This is a genomic window from Sulfitobacter sp. 1A10359 (genome assembly GCF_043558145.1).
Classification (GTDB): Bacteria; Pseudomonadota; Alphaproteobacteria; order Rhodobacterales; family Rhodobacteraceae; genus Sulfitobacter; species Sulfitobacter faviae.
Genome location: NZ_JBIFGB010000014.1, coordinates 1 through 19,664, shown reverse-complemented (window position 1 = coordinate 19,664; position 19,664 = coordinate 1). Strand labels below are relative to the sequence as shown.

At 50.4% G+C, this 19,664-nt stretch carries 15 protein-coding genes and 3 pseudogenes; 13 read left to right on the top strand and 5 right to left on the bottom strand.

Annotated features, from left to right (window positions below; genetic code table 11):
* Window positions 1-2: 2 nt before the first annotated feature.
* Together galE and ACGYK2_RS17090 are read right to left on the bottom strand one after the other, a co-directional pair.
* Window positions 3-977, bottom strand: coding sequence for a UDP-glucose 4-epimerase GalE (galE, locus tag ACGYK2_RS17095; protein WP_394374443.1), 975 nt, complete (start codon window positions 975-977; stop codon window positions 3-5).
* A gap of 62 nt (window positions 978-1,039) precedes the next feature.
* Entirely contained in the window at window positions 1,040-2,056 is a 1,017-nt protein-coding gene (locus tag ACGYK2_RS17090; RefSeq protein ID WP_394374442.1) for a replication initiator protein A, read from the bottom strand.
* Window positions 2,057-2,464: 408 nt separating this feature from the next.
* On the opposite strand from ACGYK2_RS17090, the gene ACGYK2_RS17085 reads away from it, so the two are divergent.
* The 10 genes and pseudogenes from ACGYK2_RS17085 to ACGYK2_RS17040 form a co-directional block, all read left to right on the top strand.
* Window positions 2,465-3,832 carry an AAA family ATPase gene (locus ACGYK2_RS17085; protein WP_394374441.1) on the top strand — a complete coding sequence of 456 codons (1,368 nt, stop codon included), beginning with the start codon at window positions 2,465-2,467 and terminating at the stop codon, window positions 3,830-3,832.
* 72 nt (window positions 3,833-3,904) lie between these two features.
* A complete protein-coding gene (locus ACGYK2_RS17080) occupies window positions 3,905-4,915 on the top strand; it encodes a ParB/RepB/Spo0J family partition protein (RefSeq protein ID WP_394374440.1) in 1,011 nt (336 codons plus the stop codon).
* A gap of 408 nt (window positions 4,916-5,323) precedes the next feature.
* Complete coding sequence (locus ACGYK2_RS17075) at window positions 5,324-5,707, top strand: hypothetical protein (RefSeq protein WP_394374439.1); 384 nt, start codon at window positions 5,324-5,326, stop codon at window positions 5,705-5,707.
* A 147-nt stretch (window positions 5,708-5,854) separates the two neighbouring features.
* Window positions 5,855-6,127 (top strand): annotated as a pseudogene (locus ACGYK2_RS17070) (transposase); the annotation flags it as partial.
* 81 nt (window positions 6,128-6,208) lie between these two features.
* Window positions 6,209-7,311 (top strand): IS3 family transposase gene (locus ACGYK2_RS17065; RefSeq protein ID WP_394374438.1). Its coding sequence is split into 2 segments (ribosomal slippage): window positions 6,209-6,470 and window positions 6,470-7,311, totalling 1,104 coding nucleotides; the frame shifts between segments, so codons are not numbered across the junction.
* Between the two features lie 484 nt (window positions 7,312-7,795).
* Window positions 7,796-8,953: a hypothetical protein gene (locus ACGYK2_RS17060; protein ID WP_394374437.1), complete on the top strand. Its 1,158-nt coding sequence runs from the start codon at window positions 7,796-7,798 to the stop codon at window positions 8,951-8,953.
* Between the two features lie 46 nt (window positions 8,954-8,999).
* Window positions 9,000-9,782, top strand: coding sequence for a hypothetical protein (locus ACGYK2_RS17055; protein ID WP_394374436.1), 783 nt, complete (start codon window positions 9,000-9,002; stop codon window positions 9,780-9,782).
* Window positions 9,779-11,086: a hypothetical protein gene (locus tag ACGYK2_RS17050; protein ID WP_394374435.1), complete on the top strand. Its 1,308-nt coding sequence runs from the start codon at window positions 9,779-9,781 to the stop codon at window positions 11,084-11,086. Before ACGYK2_RS17055 ends, ACGYK2_RS17050 begins: the two co-directional genes overlap by 4 nt.
* Window positions 11,076-12,014, top strand: a complete 939-nt coding sequence (locus ACGYK2_RS17045; RefSeq protein WP_394374434.1) for a hypothetical protein — start codon at window positions 11,076-11,078, stop codon at window positions 12,012-12,014. Before ACGYK2_RS17050 ends, ACGYK2_RS17045 begins: the two co-directional genes overlap by 11 nt.
* 159 nt (window positions 12,015-12,173) lie before the next feature.
* Window positions 12,174-12,969 (top strand): annotated as a pseudogene (locus ACGYK2_RS17040) (integrase core domain-containing protein); the annotation flags it as partial.
* Window positions 12,970-13,008: 39 nt separating this feature from the next.
* On the opposite strand, the gene ACGYK2_RS17035 reads toward ACGYK2_RS17040, so the two are convergent.
* From ACGYK2_RS17035 to ACGYK2_RS17025, 3 genes are read right to left on the bottom strand one after another with little or no spacing between them, the layout of a single operon-like run.
* Window positions 13,009-13,680 (bottom strand): HAD family hydrolase, encoded by a 672-nt coding sequence (locus tag ACGYK2_RS17035; RefSeq protein ID WP_394374433.1) that lies wholly within the window; start codon window positions 13,678-13,680, stop codon window positions 13,009-13,011.
* Entirely contained in the window at window positions 13,677-14,417 is a 741-nt protein-coding gene (locus ACGYK2_RS17030; protein ID WP_394374432.1) for a 3-deoxy-manno-octulosonate cytidylyltransferase, read from the bottom strand. The genes ACGYK2_RS17035 and ACGYK2_RS17030 overlap by 4 nt, the downstream gene beginning before the upstream one ends.
* Before the next feature lie 3 nt (window positions 14,418-14,420).
* Window positions 14,421-16,034, bottom strand: a complete 1,614-nt coding sequence (locus ACGYK2_RS17025) for an aldolase catalytic domain-containing protein (RefSeq protein WP_394374431.1) — start codon at window positions 16,032-16,034, stop codon at window positions 14,421-14,423.
* Between the two features lie 397 nt (window positions 16,035-16,431).
* On the opposite strand from ACGYK2_RS17025, the gene ACGYK2_RS17020 reads away from it, so the two are divergent.
* The 3 genes and pseudogenes from ACGYK2_RS17020 to ACGYK2_RS17010 all read left to right on the top strand — a co-directional run.
* Window positions 16,432-17,949: a hypothetical protein gene (locus ACGYK2_RS17020; protein ID WP_394374430.1), complete on the top strand. Its 1,518-nt coding sequence runs from the start codon at window positions 16,432-16,434 to the stop codon at window positions 17,947-17,949.
* A complete protein-coding gene (locus ACGYK2_RS17015; protein WP_394374429.1) occupies window positions 17,946-18,869 on the top strand; it encodes a sulfotransferase in 924 nt (307 codons plus the stop codon). Before ACGYK2_RS17020 ends, ACGYK2_RS17015 begins: the two co-directional genes overlap by 4 nt.
* Window positions 18,870-18,945: 76 nt before the next feature.
* A pseudogene (locus tag ACGYK2_RS17010) lies at window positions 18,946-19,590 on the top strand (GDP-mannose 4,6-dehydratase); the annotation flags it as partial.
* Window positions 19,591-19,664: the final 74 nt, after the last annotated feature.

Sequence of the window (19,664 nt, the reverse complement as noted above, 5' to 3'; positions counted from 1 at the left end):
ATTTAAAACCCGTCCGAGGCATGCCAGCGATGTGCATCGCGCAGCATCTGCGGCATGGTGGAGCGCGATGGCGTCCAGCCCAATTGCGTTCTGGCCTTATCCGATCCGCAAACCAGTTTCACCGCATCCCCGGCGCGGCGCGGGCCTTCTTCCATCGGGACCGGGCCATTCGTGACTGCTGCGGCCGCCGCAACCACCTCGCGGACCGAGAACCCGTCGCCGGTGCCTAGGCAGAAGACTTCCGAAGGCTTGCCCGCTTCCAGCCATTTCAACCCCGCCACATGAGCGTCGACCAGATCGCTGACATGCACATAGTCCCGGATGCAGGTGCCGTCTTCGGTATCGTAGTCGGTGCCAAAAATGGTCAACGCCCCGCGTGTTCCGGCCACGGCTTGGAGGATCAGCGGCACCAAATGGGTCTCCGGATCATGGGCCTCGCCTACCTCTGCTTCGGGGTCCGCGCCGGCCACGTTGAAGTAGCGGAAGATCACATGGTTAAGCCCTTTGGGCGCGAAATCGCGCAGCATCTGTTCGATCGCCAGCTTCGAGCCGCCATAGGCGTTGATCGGGCGTTGGTCGGTCTCTTCGTTCAACACGACCCCATCTTGATCGCCATAGGTGGCGCAGGTCGAAGAAAAGATGAACTTGTCGATCCCAGCGGCCCGCGTCGCTTCGATCAGGTTCAGCCCGCCCAACACATTCTCGCGCCAATAGCGGGCGGGGTCTTGCATGGACTCGCCGACTTGGCTCAGTGCTGCGAAATGCATGACTGCAATGGGGGCATGTTCCGCCAATGCTGCATCAATCGCCGCCCGGTCCAGAAGATCCCCCTCGACAAGCGGGCCGAACTTAACCGCCGCACGATGTCCGGTGCTTAGGTTGTCGAACACCACCGGCGTATATCCCGCTTGCGCCAGCGCCTTGCATGCGTGGGCTCCAATATATCCGGCCCCGCCGGTCACCAGTACTTTCGCCATGGTTCATCCTCTTGTTTAGCGCCATGTGGCACGCTTCGGCAGATGAGACAACCGGCCCCGCCCTACGTCTCGCTCCGCGCTTTTACAAAGCCTAGGAAAGCGGCATCCACACTGCGCAAGCGCTGCTGGCCCTTCCGCTGCCAATAGCTTTGCCAATCTGCTACCAGCGCGTAAACATCCATCCCCGGCATCAAAGCGCGGGCCGCTTCCAATGCATCCGGGGAGGGGCTGGGGGTAATGCCCGGCTCTAGCACCGCGTCCCGCGCGGTGACACGGATGATATCGCCCCGCTCTTCCACCAGCTGGTAGTCCGGCAAATGATCCGCCGCGATGATGTCACGGATCATCTTGCGAAACACCCGGCGCGGCGAATTGGATCCCGTCTTTTTCAACAGCGTTTCCACCGACACTTGCCAACTCCTCTGGCGGCCACAATGTTTGCGTGCCAACTCGTATAGCCGCCGTTCCAGCGGCTTGCGCAGACGAAAGTAATCACGGCTCAACGTCAGCACTGATTTGGAAAGCACCGCCCGATACAGCCAATTCGACAGCGTTACCGCCACCGAGACCATGCGCCCACCACGGGTCTTGCGCACGATCTCCCAGCTTTCGATCAAGCCAAAACCGGTCGTAACCTCGATGGGATCATCCTTGGGGCCAGTGGCAACATTGGTTGTGATCCGCGTGCCCACCAGCCGCTCGAAAGCATCCTTGAGCCGACGATAAGCATCACCGCTGGTCTCCCTATTCGTTGCCACCATCAGATCATGCGCCTTAAGCACAAGCCGCCGCGATGTCGCCCGACCTGCATTCACCGCTGCCATCAACTGCGAAATGCAAAAGATCAAAATGTCCTTGTCATGGATCGTCGCCAACCCACGCACTGAAGGCGTCACTGTGATCTCAACGTCGTTATGCGCGTACTGGAGAATGCGCCGATCTGGCCGCGTCGCCAATGAGAACAGCGGATGTTCCATGCTGGCCAGATCGCTCTTGGGCACGACATCAAACACGTCACAAAGAAAGAAATCCCCATTGGGATGATGATGAGGGGCCAAAGCCCCCTGCCCGCTTATCATGCTGCCCTCGTCGTTCTTATACCGCTCTGTGGCGGCTTTTTAGAATCGTGGTTTTAGTTACGCCTAGAGTGGACTTATCCACAGTGGCCTGTCCAGTCTCGCTTGTCGCACAATCGGGGGTTCAGAGTCACTTCAGCGTGGTTTCAGAATCGCTTTATCGTGGGTTCAGATTCAATCAGTACTCAGAAAATTCAGATTATCCCTTTAAAAACAGAGATAAAGCCTGAAAGGCTGATCCCCTTAACTATAAATAACTGATATTAACACTAAAATAATTCGCTCATTCCCCTGCTTTCCGGGTGAAAAAACCGCTGGTTTTCTGAGAAAACTCATATGAGGAGACGAAAATAGTTCCATGTGCGCCCTTTTGTGATACTCTGCCAAAAAGGCAGCACACAGGGCAGTTTCATGGATCACCCCCCCTATTTCTCCATCACGCCTGAAAAGGCGCGGGCAGAACTGGAAGCGCCAGTAGGCACGCAAAAGTTCCTGACCATTTCCGAGGCCTGCACGCAGGGCATGGGAGACCTTGCTACAAGAGGTCTGGGCGAAGAAGGCAAGAAATCCCTCCGTCTGTTCTCCACTTGGGAAATTACTAAATACCTCATTCCCGTAGCACAGGCCCATTTCCGCCGCGTTCTGAAAGCAAACCCCGAACTGCCCCAAGGCCGATCTGAGACAGAAGGCGGCGCCAAGTGGTTTACCCTCGACGAAGTGCTGCGCCTGCGCGCCTTCTTTGCCGCCGAAGGGTCCAAGGCCAAAGAATACCTCCCCTACCGACCCAAAGGGCGACCCGCCAAAATGGTGGCCGTGGCCAACTTCAAAGGCGGTGTTGGCAAAACCTCGACCGCGGCCCATCTGGCGATGTCGGCAGCGCTGGATGGCTACCGTGTGCTGGTGATCGATTTGGATAGCCAAGGTTCAATGACCAGTATTTTCGGGGGCAAGGTTGAAGACGAATGGCAAACCGTCTTTCCGCTTCTCGCGCGCCACTATGCCGACCATTTACAGGGGGAGAACCGGGCCCGTGTCTCCCGCGGCGAAACCCCGCAGCCGCTGGATGATGCGCTTAGCGATGCACGCGAAATCACCTCTGATGACCTAATCCAGAAAACCCATTGGCCCAACATTGATCTGATCGGTGCGCAGCTGAACCTCTACTGGGCGGAATTCCAAATTCCCGTTTGGCGCATGGCCGCACGCGGTTGGAAGCTTTGGGATGCGCTAACCGACCGGCTAGAGGCCGATGGTGTGCTGGACAACTACGATGTCATCTTTCTCGATACGCCGCCCGCGCTTGGCTATCTGACGATCAATGGATTGGCCGCCGCTGATATCTTGCTGGTGCCTTTGGGCGCGTCCTTCCTTGAGTTTGATTCCACAGGGCGTTTCTTTGACATGCTGCACGCGACGTTCTCCTCAATCGAAGACGGGGAAAACGTCGCTGCACGTGCCCTGGGCCAACCAGAGGTTAACTTCGAATGGGATGCGGTGCGCGCGGTCATCACCCGTTTTGACAGCACCCAGCAGGCCGAGATGGCGGCACTCATGCAGGCCTATCTAGGGCCAACCTTGTCACCCCACCGTCAGGGTTTTACCGCGCTGATCGGGCAAGCAGGCGAAAGCGTGAATGGTATCTATGAGGCCGACTACCGCGATTTTAACCGTGAGACCTATGCCCGGGGCCGCGAGACCTTTGATGAAACCTATGCCGCGTTCAAAAAGCTTTTGATCGGTGCATGGGCACGAGACGTGGCAGAGCAGGGCGCGTCATGAACCACCCTACCCTCGTTCTAAGCTGCGCACGTTGGGATAACCCTTTTTTCACTCTTTCTGCAGGAGGCTACCATGGCCAAACGTAAACGCCTTGCTGTTCCGGACCCGTCCAAGATCGCAGCGCCGGAGACCAAAGCCATGGACATTCCAATTGGATATGCGCCCGATCACATGAAGCGCCGTGCGCCGATTGCCGATGTCGCGGGGCAGGCGGCCACAACCGCCGCGTTAGAGACTGTCGCAGGCGAAATGCAGGCGGCCCGCGAAGAGGGGCGCTTGGTTCAGAAGATCCCGCTCGACGCAGTAGATGCCGCCCATATGATCCGCGACCGGATCACGATCGACCCCGAAGAAATGGCAACACTCGAAGCTTCTCTTCTGGCACGCGGGCAGCAGACCCCGATTGAGGTGGTCGAGACAACACCGGGCCGCTACGGGCTGATCTCCGGTTGGCGCCGTATTAGTGCCTTAGGCAGCCTCGCACAGCGCGGGGAGGGGCCGGGCAATGTGCTGGCGCTGATCCGCAAACCGGATACCGCCTCAGATGCCTATATCGCCATGGTCGAGGAAAACGAAATCCGTGTCGGTCTCAGCTATTTTGAACGGGCCAGTATCGTCGCAGGCTCTGTTCGTGAGGGCGTGTTTCGCAACGAAAAAGAGGCCCTAAACAGTCTCTTCGCGGCCGCTTCTCGTGCCAAACGGTCTAAAATTAAAAGCTTCCTCCCGGTGGTCGAAACCCTTGGGGCCTATATCCGTCACCCTTCCGCGTTGACTGAACGCCTTGGCCTCGCGGTATCGACCCGTTTGCAGGCAGAGCCGGATTGGGGGAAGCGTCTCTATGACAGGCTTCGTAAAGCAGATCCGGCCACGCCGGAGGATGAAGCAGCCTTGATACAGAAGGCTCTGGAGGGCGGTTCATATTCTAAGAAGGTGGGGCAGGGGGCAGCAAAGCCTGCACCCACTATCCCGGCATCGCCAATTACCGTAAGCCGCAGCAAAGGTACGCTGCGCTTATCTGGTCCAGCTGTAACAGATGATTTGATGGATGCAATTGAGGCGTTGGTCCGGGATTGGAAGGCATAGTCTCAGGTGTCGCCAGAAAATGGCATACCCAAATGTTTCGCACGCGAAACATAATTTTACAAGGTACTGTTATATATAAGGAAAATAATTCTTTCTTAGGAAGGGATGGTAAATTCTAGTGTTATCTTTCGGGATATTTACACAGATTCTGCACGAACTCGCCGCTTAGTATCAATAGTGTGGTGTCACTAGCGTGGTAATGAAATCGAACGGCGTTTACTAGATACTGGCGTTCGAGATTCTGGAGGCGCACGGCTTTGAAATTATTCTGGTGAATGCGCGTTAAGCAGGACAATGCGCCGTCTTTCGGGCCGCACTCTACGGTGTGTTGGGCACAAACCTAACGCAGAACCATAGTCTGAGACCATCGTTGGTATTAAAGCTAGTGGCCAGATGTGGCCCCGACCTGTGCGCTTGGAAGAGTGCCAAGCACGTCACCGTCTGGCCTTGCTTGGCCTCAGGCAACAAAACTTCCGGAGAGAATTTGCTATCTTCGCGGAGACGACGGTCCTCCAGTCGTGCAGCCGATCTGTTTCTCTGGTTGCCGTGACGATTGACAAAAGCGCCACGGCCTTGGGTGCCTTCTACCGGCGGCTGGGAACGCGCATAGGCAAGCGAAAGGCGGTGACGGCCACGGCGCGCAAGATCGCAATCTACGACTCCATCCGCTATAGCATCACCTATCAGGATAAGGACGCCGCAGCTTTTGATGAACGACATCGGCAACGCGTCTCTGAGACCTCCAGCAGCGTCTCAAACAATGGGCTATGCAAAACCACTGTTGAGACCTGAGACCCGGTTATGGCCACCCGCTGCGCAATTTGAGGGCTGCGCAGACGGCCATAACGTCTCCACGGCACTTCTTTCCGACTGAACTGGCCCCCATTTCGACCGGACACCTCGGACTGACCAAGGAGGCTTAAAGATAGCCTTAAGCACATGTTTATGTCTGCGATGGAAATCATTACTGATGGTGGGCGCCGTCGACGCTGGTCTGCGGCTGAAAAGCTGCGGATCGTTGAAGAGACCCTCTACGACGGGGATAGCGTTTCGGCCGTTGCTCGTGGCAATGGCGTGGCGCCCAATCTGTTGTATCGGTGGCGTAGATTGATGCTTGAGGGAGGGAGTGTCGCTGTGACAGGAGATGAAAGCGTGACCAGGAATAAGGCTGTTCGAGAGATGGAAGCCCGCGTTCGGGAGCTTGAGCGCCGATGCTCTGCCCCCTGAAAACTGGACCGTCTGAATTTGGAGTTTTCGGCTATTCTTTCCAGGCTGGGAGAGGAGCGGAAACACATGAAAGCATCAAAGTTCACGGAGGCGCAGAAGGCGTTTATCCTGAAGCAGGGCGAGCAAGGTACGCCAGTCGCCGAGATTTGCCGCAAGGCCGGTATCAGTCAGGCGACCTACTTTAACTGGAAGAAAAAGTATGGCGGCCTGCTGCCGGACGAGATGCGTCGACTGAAGGCGCTCGAGGACGAGAACACGCGGCTGAAGAAGATCGTTGCAGACCTGACGCTCGACCGTGAGATGTTGCAGGATGTCATACGGCGAAAGCTCTGAAGCCTGGCCGTTTGCGCGAACTCGTCACCGGGTTGTGCGTCGACTGGGGCGTGTCGATACGGAGGGCTTGTGGGGCCATCTGTTTCGACACGTCCAGCTACCACTATAAGTCCCGGCGGACGGATCAGGCTGCTGTTGAGAGGCGGATTAAGGAGAACTGCGAGACACGCGTCAGGTACGGCTACCGGCGCGTCCATGTTCTGCTGCGCCGGGAGGGCTGGACCATCAACATCAAGAAGACACGCAGAATTTACAATGAGTTGGGTCTGCAGTTGCGAAACAAGCACCCGAAACGGCGTGTGAAAGCCAAGCTGCGTGAAGATCGAGAAGAAGCAACCGGGCCGAATGACGTTTGGGCGATGGACTTCGTCCATGATCAGCTCGCGATGGGCAAAAAGCTGAGGATCCTGACCGTGGTCGACACGCATTCTCGGTTCTGCCCGGTCGTGGATCCGCGGTTCAGCTACCGCGGCGAGGACGTGGTTCAAAGGCTTGAAGAAGTCTGCGGCAGGATCGGCTATCCGAACACCATTCGTGTCGATAATGGCAGCGAATTTATCTCTCGGGATCTCGATCTCTGGGCATATGCCAACGACGTCACGCTGGACTTCTCACGGCCAGGTAAGCCGACGGACAATGGGTTCATCGAAGCCTTCAACAGCAAGCTTCGATCGGAGTGCTTGAACGCACACTGGTTCATGAGCCTTGCCGACGCCCGTGAAAAGTTGGAAGGCTGGCGTCGACACTACAACGAGGATCGTCCCCACAGCGCGATCGGATACAACGTCCCGATCGCCATGCATTATCCCGATGGCGTCACCAGCCCGTCATCGTGAAACGGCCGGGAAAATCCAGCTTCCGGTGGTCCAACGTTGGGGAGCAGGGCATCCAACCTGTAGACTCTCGTTACGAACGATGATCCGGCGGAGGGCAGGTCTAAAAAAGGTAACAGGGCAGGGGTTGGCGGATTCTGAGACCTAGATCAGGGAACTCAATAGGGAGTAAGTCAGACCCACACGCGTCAAACTTTGCATCACTTGCATTGTTTTAACAGTGCTGTGCAGCGCTTGAACTGATAGTTGGGCTAGGTTAGGCAGCGAAGAGCTCTTAACGTTACTTGATGCACGGCGTATCAAACATTCGCACGGAGTAAATTGGTGATGAAGAAAATATATGGGCACCCGTGGGAGCTTTTGCGTCGGACGCAACATCTCACGAAAACTGGAACAGTACTTAGACAACCGAATTCAATCCAAGATATCTTTCCGAGAAACAGAAATACAATTATAAGCTACTTTTTTGCCAACTAAAGGGATCGGTATGTCACCTAATAGAAAAACTGGTCACGTTTGGTTGTTCTCAGAAAGTTGCACAGCTGAATTCTCCCAAGAATTAGCCGGAATATTTCCCAAAATCAAAAAGTTGAATGAAGGGACAGCTTCCAGTGAAGCTCATGTTTTTCAGAATCAAAAAGGAATTATCCTTGTTGGTCGCGGCCTCGTTGATACACTTGTAACTACAATAGCGCAACGCTCTGATCCACTTGAAAAACTTGAAGAGTGGAAGTTAGAGACGGCGAACATCCTAGCAGTATATCGACGTGCCCGAAGAAAAGCCTCTATGTTTTTGATGGAGGAAATTATAACTGATCCTAACCGAGCCATTCGAGAAGTTTCTCGTAAAACCGGGTACAATGTACGATATCCAACTACATTAACTAATGGGCAAAGTATAAAGCGAAGCGCATTGCACTGGTTGCTCGCCGAGGCTTTAGCTACAAGAGACGTTGAGGCGCAAAAGCTTAGCGAAGAACTTGAAGCGTCATCGATCCCACTCGTTGAACGTAAGAAGGAAAAGCTTGATACGGCACTTGCTGCGTTGAAGTGCTGCGCTCAACTACAATACGACGCCGACGTAAAAGAACAGCAAAGTGTAGAACTTGAAATTCTAGAAAAGAAAGTGTCGGATCAGCTAGAAGCCCTTATTGAAGCAGACGCACAAGCAACTGAAGTCAAACTTCTTGTTGAGCAAGCTAATGCTACAAAAATAGAAATGACGCAGCTATTAGGTGAAAACCGATTTGCCGAAGCTGAGATCGAAATGCTCTTGTCTCAAATAATCTCGTTGCAACACTCGGTTGAAGAGGTATTCAATGAGCTTCAGGATGCACTACAGTATAAAGAAATAGCCTCTGAGCGAGATAGGGAAATATTAAGCCTGAATAACCGAATAAAAGAAATCATCTCTGAACGGGATCAGGAAATAAAGAACCTAAATGTACGAATCGAAGAAATCATCTTTCAGCGAGATAAAAAAATACTGGACTTAAATAGTCGAATGAATGGTTTAGAATTTTCTAACGCGACTTTAGATAGGTCGGTTAAAGAGAAAAATAGGATGATTGAGGATCTCTACCAATCGTCCTCTTGGCGAATAACCGCACCATTACGCTTGATAAAAAAGTCTCTTAGTAAGTAATTATCCGTTCAAAGCTAGATGTTAGTAGAGTTATGTTGAGGGCCCTATGTACTGGCGAAAAAAATACTATCGTACCCTTTGGAAATCTACCCTTCCATTGACCAGACGATTTGATCTTTCAAACGGACTTTTCTCTGGTCGGGAAGCCTATATTTTCGCTGCTGGCCCTTCTTTAAAGAATGTCGACATCGAATCTCTCCGTTTACGGCTTGATAAGTCGCTTGTTATTTGCATCAAACAATCGATCGATATCGTAGATTTCGATTGTGATGCACTGATTATGAACTTTTGTAACTTCAGTGGATATGAGTGGGATCGCATACAGTGCCCCACTTTTTGGACTACGTTCGATCGTAAGCACAATGAAATGATTCAGGCGAAGGGTGCAAATTGTAATGCTACGTTTGAGGTTGTAGAGAATGGCCCTAATACCGCCGCCGGTTTCTCCCTAAGTACTGCTGGCGGTAACCGGTGGGAAAACTTCGACAAAATCACCGATGGAAAAGCTCGATGGGGGCCAGGGCTTATGTATGAACTCGCAATCCCGCTCGCCCTACTAGCAGGGGTGTCTCATATTAATCTAGTTTCATGGGACATAGGCACAATCAGTCAAGAGAATGATACAGCATTTCATAATGAACACTTCTATGAGCAAAATAAAGTGGAAATGAGTACCAAAATCACGAATCTTGAAATCACTACTGTTGCCAATTCAACTTTAGCCCTTAGAAATTGGTTAGATGCGAAAGGCGTCGGTTTGTCGGTGATCTCAGATCGCAGTCTTGTACATGAAAGTATTCCGCGAAAGCCAGAGTGGATTATTCAATGAAAGTTCTAACTTTGGATTGGAGAAAGTTTGGCGACTTCAGTGCAGTTGGCCAACTTACTCAGAAGATTTTTTCCCATGGTTCTGGCTATAGTATTCATCCCGTGCAATGCATCAACAATACAGATTGCCGTGTTTTTGAAGTTGGGTCAGATAAGGCTGTTGTGGACGTTTACAAAAGCAATATACACCACGACGCTGTTCTTAATTATGTTTCAGAACTTAAGCCCTCTGTATTCTATGTACGCCTTTCTCCACACATTCCGACTCTCGAATTAGCCTGTAAGCTAATTTCACGTTTTCACGAAGTTCCACTAATTGTCCATTATATGGACAAACCTAGCTTTTCAGAGATGTCGAACACTCGTATTGCCTATATTCAGCATATGTATGACGTTTTAGTTAAGAATGCAGACCAGTTTTTAACTATCCACAATTCAAGTATAGAAGATTTGGAGAAATGCTTCGGATATAAGCCTAAGGTGCTCGCTAACTTTATTCGTAAGCCGGTATCAAAAAGATCAGCTAATGTAGGCTCTTCCGGACAGCCAATCAAGATATTCTATTTTGGTAGCATTGATAAAAAGATGAACGCGAGCGCTATTGCTAGCCTGGCTCAAGAGGTCTCTTCTAATCAATGGGTTTCATTGTCTCTCTGGTCCAACAGTGGACTCTGGGGAGAAATTAAACAACTAGTCGAAAACTCGCAAAATATTCATGCTTTTAAATCCAACCTTGATGTCGAACAATTCCAAAGAAAAATGAGCGAGGCTGACATACTATTGCTACCATATAATTTTGACGAAACGTCGAAAATTTTTTTGAAGCATAGCTTTTCTAATAAGTTTGTCGACTACCTTGAAGCTGGGGGTGTGATTCTATGTCTTGGACCGGCGGAGATCCCTACTGTAATGGCATGTAAGGAAAGCGGTTTAGCTCTCGTTCTTGAGAGCAAAAGTGCATTGAAAGCGGCTTTCTCATCCGAAGAAGCGTTTAGAAATGCATTAGGAACCCTTGATCTTGAGAGTTACAATGCAAAAGCAGAATCCTTGAGGAGAGCTCAGGAGGTTCTTGTTGAGGAATTTTTCGATTCTATGGAACGTATCGTGAGCCGGGGCTCCAAGCGTACATTTCGAACTAAAGACATTACTTCTAAATCACATATCGAAGAAACAATGTTGGGCGTTTTGATCCGCCAGAAATTCTTTGACCATGCGCAACCGGTGGAACAGCAATCCCTAGTTTCGTCTTTAATGGCAGAAATTTTGCGGCGACGCGGTTATAAGGGCCTTCAGTATGAAATTTAGTATTGCCGCGCATGCAGAAAGCTATGGAAAACACCGTTTCTCGAATAATGAGATACTCAACAAACTTGCCAAAGAAGTGGAAGTATCTGATGATCTGACGTTCGTATGGTGGGTTGAAAAAATGTTCCTAAGCCCGAAGTACGAAGAAATCACTCGACAAATGATGGAGAAGCCTTGGTTCGGCGTTATGCACGTTCCATTGCTCACTCCTAATTGGGCGATGTATTCCCAAAATAACTTATCGAAGATGTATTTCATGCGCGAGTGGCGCATGGCTTTGAAAAATTGTCGCGGGATTATTACTTTATCTGATCATATGCGAAAGCAAGTGAAGGCTATTTATCCAGAACTTGATGTCTTTTCTTTAAAGCACCCCATGCCCGGGACCGTAAAGCGTTTTGATCTGGAATCGTACATTAATGACCCTAAGCTTCTATTGGTAGGAGCTTGGCTTAGGGATTTTAGCAAGTTCGTCAGTCTTGATACAAATATACGAAAACATATTGTTATAAATCATTATGCTAGGGATTTTATAGAGCAACGCTATAAGAAATATCAACCTAATATTCTAAAAGACGTTCTCAGCCATGATCACGTAGGGTTTCTTGATAATCAGGACTATGATGACTTAATATGTTCTTCTGTACTTTATCTTAGTCTTCATGAAACCTCAGCCAACAATGCCATCTGCGAATGCGTCCAGTATTCAGTACCTTTCGTGGCTCGACGCCATCCTGCAATTGAAGAATATGCAGGCGAAGAATATCCGCTTTTTGTGGAGGATGATACGTTCTTAGATATTTCGGTCGATCAAGTTATTGAAGCGCATAAATATCTTGAGGCGAGAAATGATTTGAAAAAGGATTTGGATATTTCTTCCTTTATAGATGGTATTAGGGTTATATATTCAAGAATGGAGCACAATTAAAGTCAGCATGTTGAGCTATCTGTTCATTTTTACTGAGAACTGAATCGGTAATTTCTACCGAGATTTGACCTATTCTCAGTTATGCGTCGTGGTTAACCTGCCCCTGCGAAGTTTCTCACCGTGATGTAGAGGCCGCGCCAACTTTGAAGGAGCAGGCATATGCGAAAAAGCCGCTTTACGGGTGCGCAAATTATCGGAATGCTTCAAGGAGCAGGAAGCGGGGATACCAACCGCTGAGGTGTGCCGCAGGCATAGCCTGTGCACCTACAAGCTGAAGGCTAAGTATGGCGGCATGGACGTGTCCGAGGCCGCCGAGTTGAGGGCGCATGAGGACGAGAACGCCAAGCTCAAGCGCCTATTGGTCGGCACCATGCTGGACAACGTCGTGTTGAAGGATTTGCTGGGAATGGAGGCCGCCAGCCCGCCATCGGTTCGAGGGTAAGGTCGAGCCTGACGACATTGACGAGCGAAGGCGCTTCTTACCTGGAACAGCGATCAGAACTTCATGGCGGGCTTTTGCGATATCAATCGCCACCAAAACAGGCTCGGCTTGTGCAATAGTGGTATCGGTCATAGTCGGTCTCTATTGCAGTGTGGTTTGCTGCAGAACCACTGTAGGGGCCTGAGACCCGGCTATGGTCACCTGCTGCGCTATTTGAGGGATGCGCAGACAATCATAGTCTCTCAATCAGCGCTATTCCAGAGGTGTTATGGGACGGAGTTCACCAGTCAGGCCATGCTGAAATGGGCGGACGAGAATGAGGTGCCGTTGCACTACATTGATCCGGGTAAGCCGCAGCAAAACGCCTTTATCGAGAGCTTCAACGGCAGCCTGCGGGACGATCTGCTGAACGAGGAGATATTCGACACCCTAGATGACGCACGGCGCAAGTTGGCCCTGTGGCGCTACGACTACAATGCGGTCAGGCCACACTCGTCCCTGGCCAACCAGACAAGACCAACATAATTATTTATGTCAAGATAATAAAGTATTCTAGAGGGAGAAATCTATACTTAATTCACTAATGCTGCTAACACTAGAAATTTTCTCTTTCCTAATAAATTCAGCCCAATCGGGCAATTCGCTCCATCCGCTGACGAAAACAAAATCAATACCAGCCGCATGTGAAGCACGATAGTCATAAGTGCTATCGCCTAGAAAAAGAGCTTTGGGGGTTATAGTCTGAGCTGCCTGCTCTCTCGACAAGATAGCTTCTTTGCTGTCTGGGCTGCCAAAAATACCGCCATCAAAATAATGATCTATTCCCCGAGCGGCAAATATTTCCCGGAGTTCCGTTTGATCCCCTCCCGAAACAATCAACCAAGTTTGGTTGGGCATGGCTTCACGCAGGTCGCCTAGCCCCTTACAAACAGCGCACTCCATCAGCCCTTCTTTCACGGCGATCGCGTAATCTTTCAAAAGAGATTGTAAAGCCAATCCACCGGAATTGGGTTCAATACCCTTTATAATATTCTTAAGAAAATACTCAAATTTTGCATATCTAGAAATTCCACCGTTGATAAGGTGGTAAGTTACCAAAGCATCAGCTGCCGCTGCGCCATAGGGTAAGGCAGCTTGGCGAAAGGCTTCTGTCTTAATGCGGTTCGAATCCAGGATCACCCCATCGCAATCGAAAACCAGGGTTCTATAGTCAATTAGCTTCATAGTTCCCAATGCCGCTTCAACGCGGCTTCTACGGGGGCGATATCTTCTGGCACATCTACGGCCATCGTGCCGGGTGAAGTTTCGTACATAACTATATTTCGCCCTAGTTCCTGAAACCGCAGGATCTCAATATCTTCATGCTTCTCTAATGTGCCTTTGCGTCCAAAGTCCGAAAAGGCTTGTAGTTCCTCCCCGGTGAACCCATAGATACAAACTTGCTTTTTGTAGCGTATCGGCGCATCTTCGGGTTCTTTGAACCCAGGAATTACAGTCCGAGACATGTAGACCATAACATCGTTCTCGGTAGTGATTACCTTGGGTATATTAACACTATGGGGGTCTTCGTTTTCGCTGATCCAAGCAAAACCGTTAACGATATGAGTGGGGTTAGCCATCTTGATTTCGACACAGCGCTTTATGTCATTTGGGTTCACTAATGGCTCGTCTCCTTGCACATTAATGTAGATGTCATAGTCGAGCATCTGTGCGGCTTCGGCCAAACGATCTGTACCGGTTAAAGCCGTCTTACTTGTCATTAAAGCTTTGAAACCTGCGGCCTCAACCACATCTACAATACGTGCATCTTCCGTAGCGATATATACATGGTCCTGCCCTACAGCGCGGGCGCTTAGTTCCGCCACCCAAAGGATCATTGCCTTTCCAAGGAGAGGGGCAAGCGGTTTGCCTGGATAACGGGTTGATGCATAGCGTGCTGGGATGATTACGCAAGCGGTCATAGGTCACATTCCATATATAGAAACCTGTTTCAGATGCTCATATCGCGATGGTGTAATAGATACTATTTCTGGGCTGCCGGGCACCTCATCGAATAGCCGTAGGATATCCTCTGCCTCGCGATTACGTTGATCACCTTCTCTATACCCGTCAAACCCTGCTAGAAAAATCCGTTTGGCGCGTCCTGACCCTGCTATAGCCAATGCGTAGGCCATCACCAAAAGGCTGGGGGATACACAATAAGTTTCTGAAAAATAGAACCCATCTGAAAGGCTTATACCAAAGTCCAGAACGTCTTTGTCTTGAAGTGGGCTACGCATATCGTCAGTCAACATTGAAAACGGTACGATTAGGGGCTGACGCAGAGAGGTAAGATAGGTTTCGCTATCTGCCATCAAACGAACCGGATGGCACGCCGCCCGGAGTTCTATCAGTTCCTCATCAATTCCGCTTTGTGTGTTGAGCGCAATTACAATAGGCTTACTCTTTCGTATATAGGATTCAAGGGCAATACGATGCTCAGAAACCCCAGCCCCAGCTCCCAAAATCAGAACGTCGCGACCCGCAAGCAAGTTTTTGGGGGACCAATGACCTTGGGCTGTGCTTTTGTAGAAGTTACGGGCATTATACAAAGTATTGTCATTGTAGCTTTTACCGCCAGTCCTACGCAAATGCTCAATAACCGCTAAGATATCCTCTTCTGAATAGCGGGAGTCCATCAGCATATTCTGTATATAGGTGGGGTGTATGCCATGTTTTCCAGACAAGAAGTAAAATGGATTGGTGCCCCACCCATAACGTTCTTTCATCGGAAGGAAGTACTTGCGTAGGAGCGCCATTAAAGGGACTAAATTTGCCGGGCGGTTGCGCAAGGCCTGCGCCTCAATCACTAGTTCCTCAGTGCGGGCATTGCCGGGCCCCCTCCCCATTCCAGTTACTGTAGCATCTAGCCAAGTAGCACCTTCCGTATGCGCGCGTAGGGTGTTTTGGAGAGCGAGGCCCATGTTGTCATGAGTGTGTATGCCAATCGGACCATCCCATTGCTCGCGCAGCCAGCCAATGATACGTGTGGTGTCGTCGGGCGTCATACTGCCCATACTGTCAGCAAAATAGAGCACCTCAAGTGGGTACTCACAGGCGGCGAGTGCCAGATCCAAAACCTCCTCTCGGCTCCGATCTGCAATCTGCATCAGGTTGAAGCCAACCCGATAGCCTCGTTCAGTTAGCCATGTAACCGCGGGAAGGACGCTCCTAACCTCACGAAGGTGGCAAGCAAAGCGAACGAGATCAACTGGCGTATCCTTTGCGGGTACCGGAAAAAGCTTTTCCAAAGTCGGGATTAAACCGAGGTCGGTCATCAGGTCGCTTCCATTGACCATTACCGCCACGGTGAGTTCTTTAGGAATATCAAGGCTTTGCAGGAACTCGTCGCTAGTGTATGCGCAGGGGCCTTTAAAGCCGCTATTTTGCAAAAAGCGGAAACCCATTTCGACAATATCTACTTGTGCTGCATTCATTGCAAGTAGATATGAATTCACTAGATCAGGCGCGAAATCCCACGCATTATAGTAGCCGCCATCCCGCAATGTGCAATCGAGAATCAAAGTTTTAGAGGTCAAAAGAGCTTCTCCACTATAGATTTACTTGACTTATCCCGAGAGAGCCATGGAGAACAAGCGCATTGGGGCGAAATAGTGTGAGGTTTGGAGCTAAAGTTCTTGGTTAAGCTGAAATCTATGTGGCCTGACCCTCGTGTCACCCTCGACCGCGGCGCCACTGTTGATCGGGGAACTGCAGCCTTTGACTAGCCCTGACAGTTTTCGGCTTCGATGGCCTGACACGTATAATATGACAACTGACCAAAGGAGATCGGAACTTAAGTAGATTAAACACCTATTACAGAAATGGTGTTGATAGTATGGTTCTTTTGGCAAGTAATTGCTTATTAGCGACCAGTATGGCCTTACAGTCTTAAGTTGATCTGAACTTTCGTTCGATTCCAAAACGGATCCTCTAATGCACGATATTTCCCTCCCAGCACCCGGCACCTTAATAATCATCGGGCAGCCTCCCGCTTATCTTGATGACTTTTGTTTTTCGGGGCAAGCAGAACGGACCATTGTGGTAGAGCCGGATCCGATGTTAGCTGCGGAAGCAGAAACACGGTTAGGCGGCGCGGCTGAGATTCAGATAATAACCGCGGCCCCCTGGGATGGAAAGCCACAGGCTGAGCTTAAGACTTTCAATTTTCCAGGCTTGCGCAGTCTCTATTCGCCGAACAAGAGATTGAAAAGGCTTTTACCCGGGCTGAAAGAGTGTGGCCGGATTGCCGTGGAAAGCATTGCCCTTAAAACTTTAACAGAAAAATTTGTAGATTTGCTAAGCCCTGTACATGTCATGATTCACCTGCCGGGATCGGAATGCCGGATTATCGATTTTTGGCAGAAATGGGGGTTTCTGCAAGAGGTCGATCAGCTTGATATATTATGTTGCGCAGAAGCTTTCTTTCATCAAGGCGAAAACGTTGATGAGGTCCAGAGTGTGTGTGCCGAAAACGCTTTTGATCTTGTTTCCAGAATTGACGATGACCCCGACTGGCCGATGCTGACCTTTCGTGCCTGCTTAGAAAAGCGAGAGCTGGTAGCACTACGTAAGGAGTATAGCCAACTTGATATAGATTTAACTGCCACAAAAGCAGGTTTGGAAGAGCAGTTTAAAGCTAGAGAAGCCGCACAGTTACAAACTGCTGAAGCTCAGGGGCGCGCGGATGAAGCAGAAACGGCACTTAAAGAAATAGATGCCACGTTGAGGACGCAAAAGGCAGAGCTAGCGGAGATTAAAGAAAAACAACAAGCTGCACAGGTAGAAGCCGCTACGGCGCAAGAACGCGCCGACGAAGCAGAAATGGCACTAGAAGAATTAAAAGTAACTTTGAAGGCTCGAGAGGACGCTTTGTCGGAGGCTAAAGTAAAGGAGCAAGCTGCACAGTTAGAAATCGCTACGGTTCAAAGGCGCGCGGACGAAGCAGAAATGGCACTTAAAGAAATAGATGCCACGTTGAGGACGCAAGAGGCAGAGCTGGCGGAGATTAAAGAAAAAAAACAAGCTGCACAGGTAGAAGCCGCTACGGCCCAAGAACGCGCCGACGAAGCAGAAATGACACTAGAAGAATTAAAAGTGAATTTGAAGGCGCTAGAGGGCGCTTTGGCGGAGGCTAAGGAGCAATCTGAAACTGATAGCGCCATTCGTAGCTTAATAGAGCAGGTCCAGGCAGACAGCACGAAACGTACCAAAGAATTGCAGTCCGCGAATGAAGAGCTATCTATAGCCCTACGAATGCAGTCGGTACTCCAAGCTGACTTGTCCGATTTGCGTAGTCGTTTTGCGGAATCTGAACGGCAGCGCCTCGAGCAGGAAAAACTACTCACTAAGCTTACCCCTCGTTTGCAGCAGGCGGCCGAGCAGCTCCAATATTTGAGTCTACCGAATGAGGAGCCTCCGGCCGCAGAAGCCTTTGAAGGTTCCAAAGAATGACCGTAAGTAATAAGATCGATTTAGCCCGGAATATTCAGGAGGCGCTCGCTTTCCTACAAGAACAAACAGATTTACCGAAATCTGGGGTGACCGAGCCGCTAGGTAGTCTGCTGTCGCAATGCGAAGAAGCGCTCGCCGCGAGCGCTGCCCCTGCGCCAATTCGTACTATTCATCACTTTGCTTGTACGGGGGGTACTTTAATTAGTAAATGTTTGGCACTTGTGCCAAATGTGACTTTGCTGAGCGAAATCGACCCACTCAGCCAGATGCAGAATGGAAAATCGAATCGCTTCCATCCTAGTGATTTCCTTTATGCGGCACGTAGTGGCCTGCGCCCGATTAGTGAGCAGATGACCATCCGCAGTTTCAACGCGGGAATTGCGGAGCTGCATCGTGCCCTTGGGGAAGTGGGGCGGTATCTAGTGTTGCGCGACCATGCCCATAGTCAGTTCTGTACCGAGGCCGACCCCTTGGCCCGGCCAAGCCTACGCGCAATACTTCAGCGGGTCATGCCAGTGCAATCGGTGCTTACCCTACGCCATCCTCTAGATTCTTTTCTATCACTGGATAGCAACGGTTGGCATCACTTTAAACCTTTCACATTAGAAACTTACGCTAAGCGATATGAGTGCTTTTTATCAGAGTACGAAGACCTCCCTAAGTTCCGCTATGAAGATTTCGTCGCTAACCCAGAAACCGAGCTGAAAAAGATCTGTACTATTCTTAAGTTGCCGTTTCATTCGGGTACAACAGCGCTTCTTAAAGTAGTTGAACTTACGGGCGATAGCGGTCGTTCTTCGTCTCGGATAGCTCCGAGGGTTCGACGCGAGTTGCCTGAAGGTATCGCGCAACAAATGAAATCCAGTAATGCTTATCGGCGGCTTTGTACTCGTCTGGACTATCCGCTACATGATGAATGAAATGCAGCTAGCCAAGGCATAATTCAACAGGACAAAAGTGCTGGCAACATAAATATTCCAAGAGGATTCGTCGAAGATGAAGAAAGCGATTGTTACCGGGGTGACGGGGCAAGATGGTTCCTATCTTGCAGAGTTTCTATTAGAGAAGGGTTATGAGGTGCATGGCATAAAGCGCCGTGCCTCATCCTTCAACACCCAGCGGATCGATCATATTTACGAAGACCCGCATATGAATCATACGCGGTTCAAACTGCATTACGGTGATCTGACCGACACCTCCAACCTGACCCGCATTCTTTCTGAGGTCGGCCCCGATGAGGTCTATAACCTCGGCGCGCAATCACATGTGGCGGTGAGCTTTGAGGCCCCAGAATATACCGCCGATGTCGACGCTATCGGCACCCTGCGCCTGCTCGAGGCAATTCGCTTTTTGGGGATGGAGAAAACCACCCGTTTTTACCAAGCCTCAACGTCTGAGCTCTACGGTCTTGTCCAAGAAACACCGCAAACCGAAACAACACCTTTCCACCCGCGTTCGCCCTATGCGGTGGCCAAAATGTACGCCTATTGGATCGCTGTGAACTACCGGGAGGCCTATGGCATGTATGCTTGCAACGGTATTTTGTTCAATCACGAGTCCCCCCGCCGTGGTGAGACTTTCGTGACTCGCAAGATTACCCGTGGTCTGGCTAACATTGCTCAAGGATTAGAGCCTTGTCTGTTGATTGTCACTGAGAACTGACCCGGTAGCCCCATAAATTGTCACTGAGAATTGACCCATGTGAACACACTTCC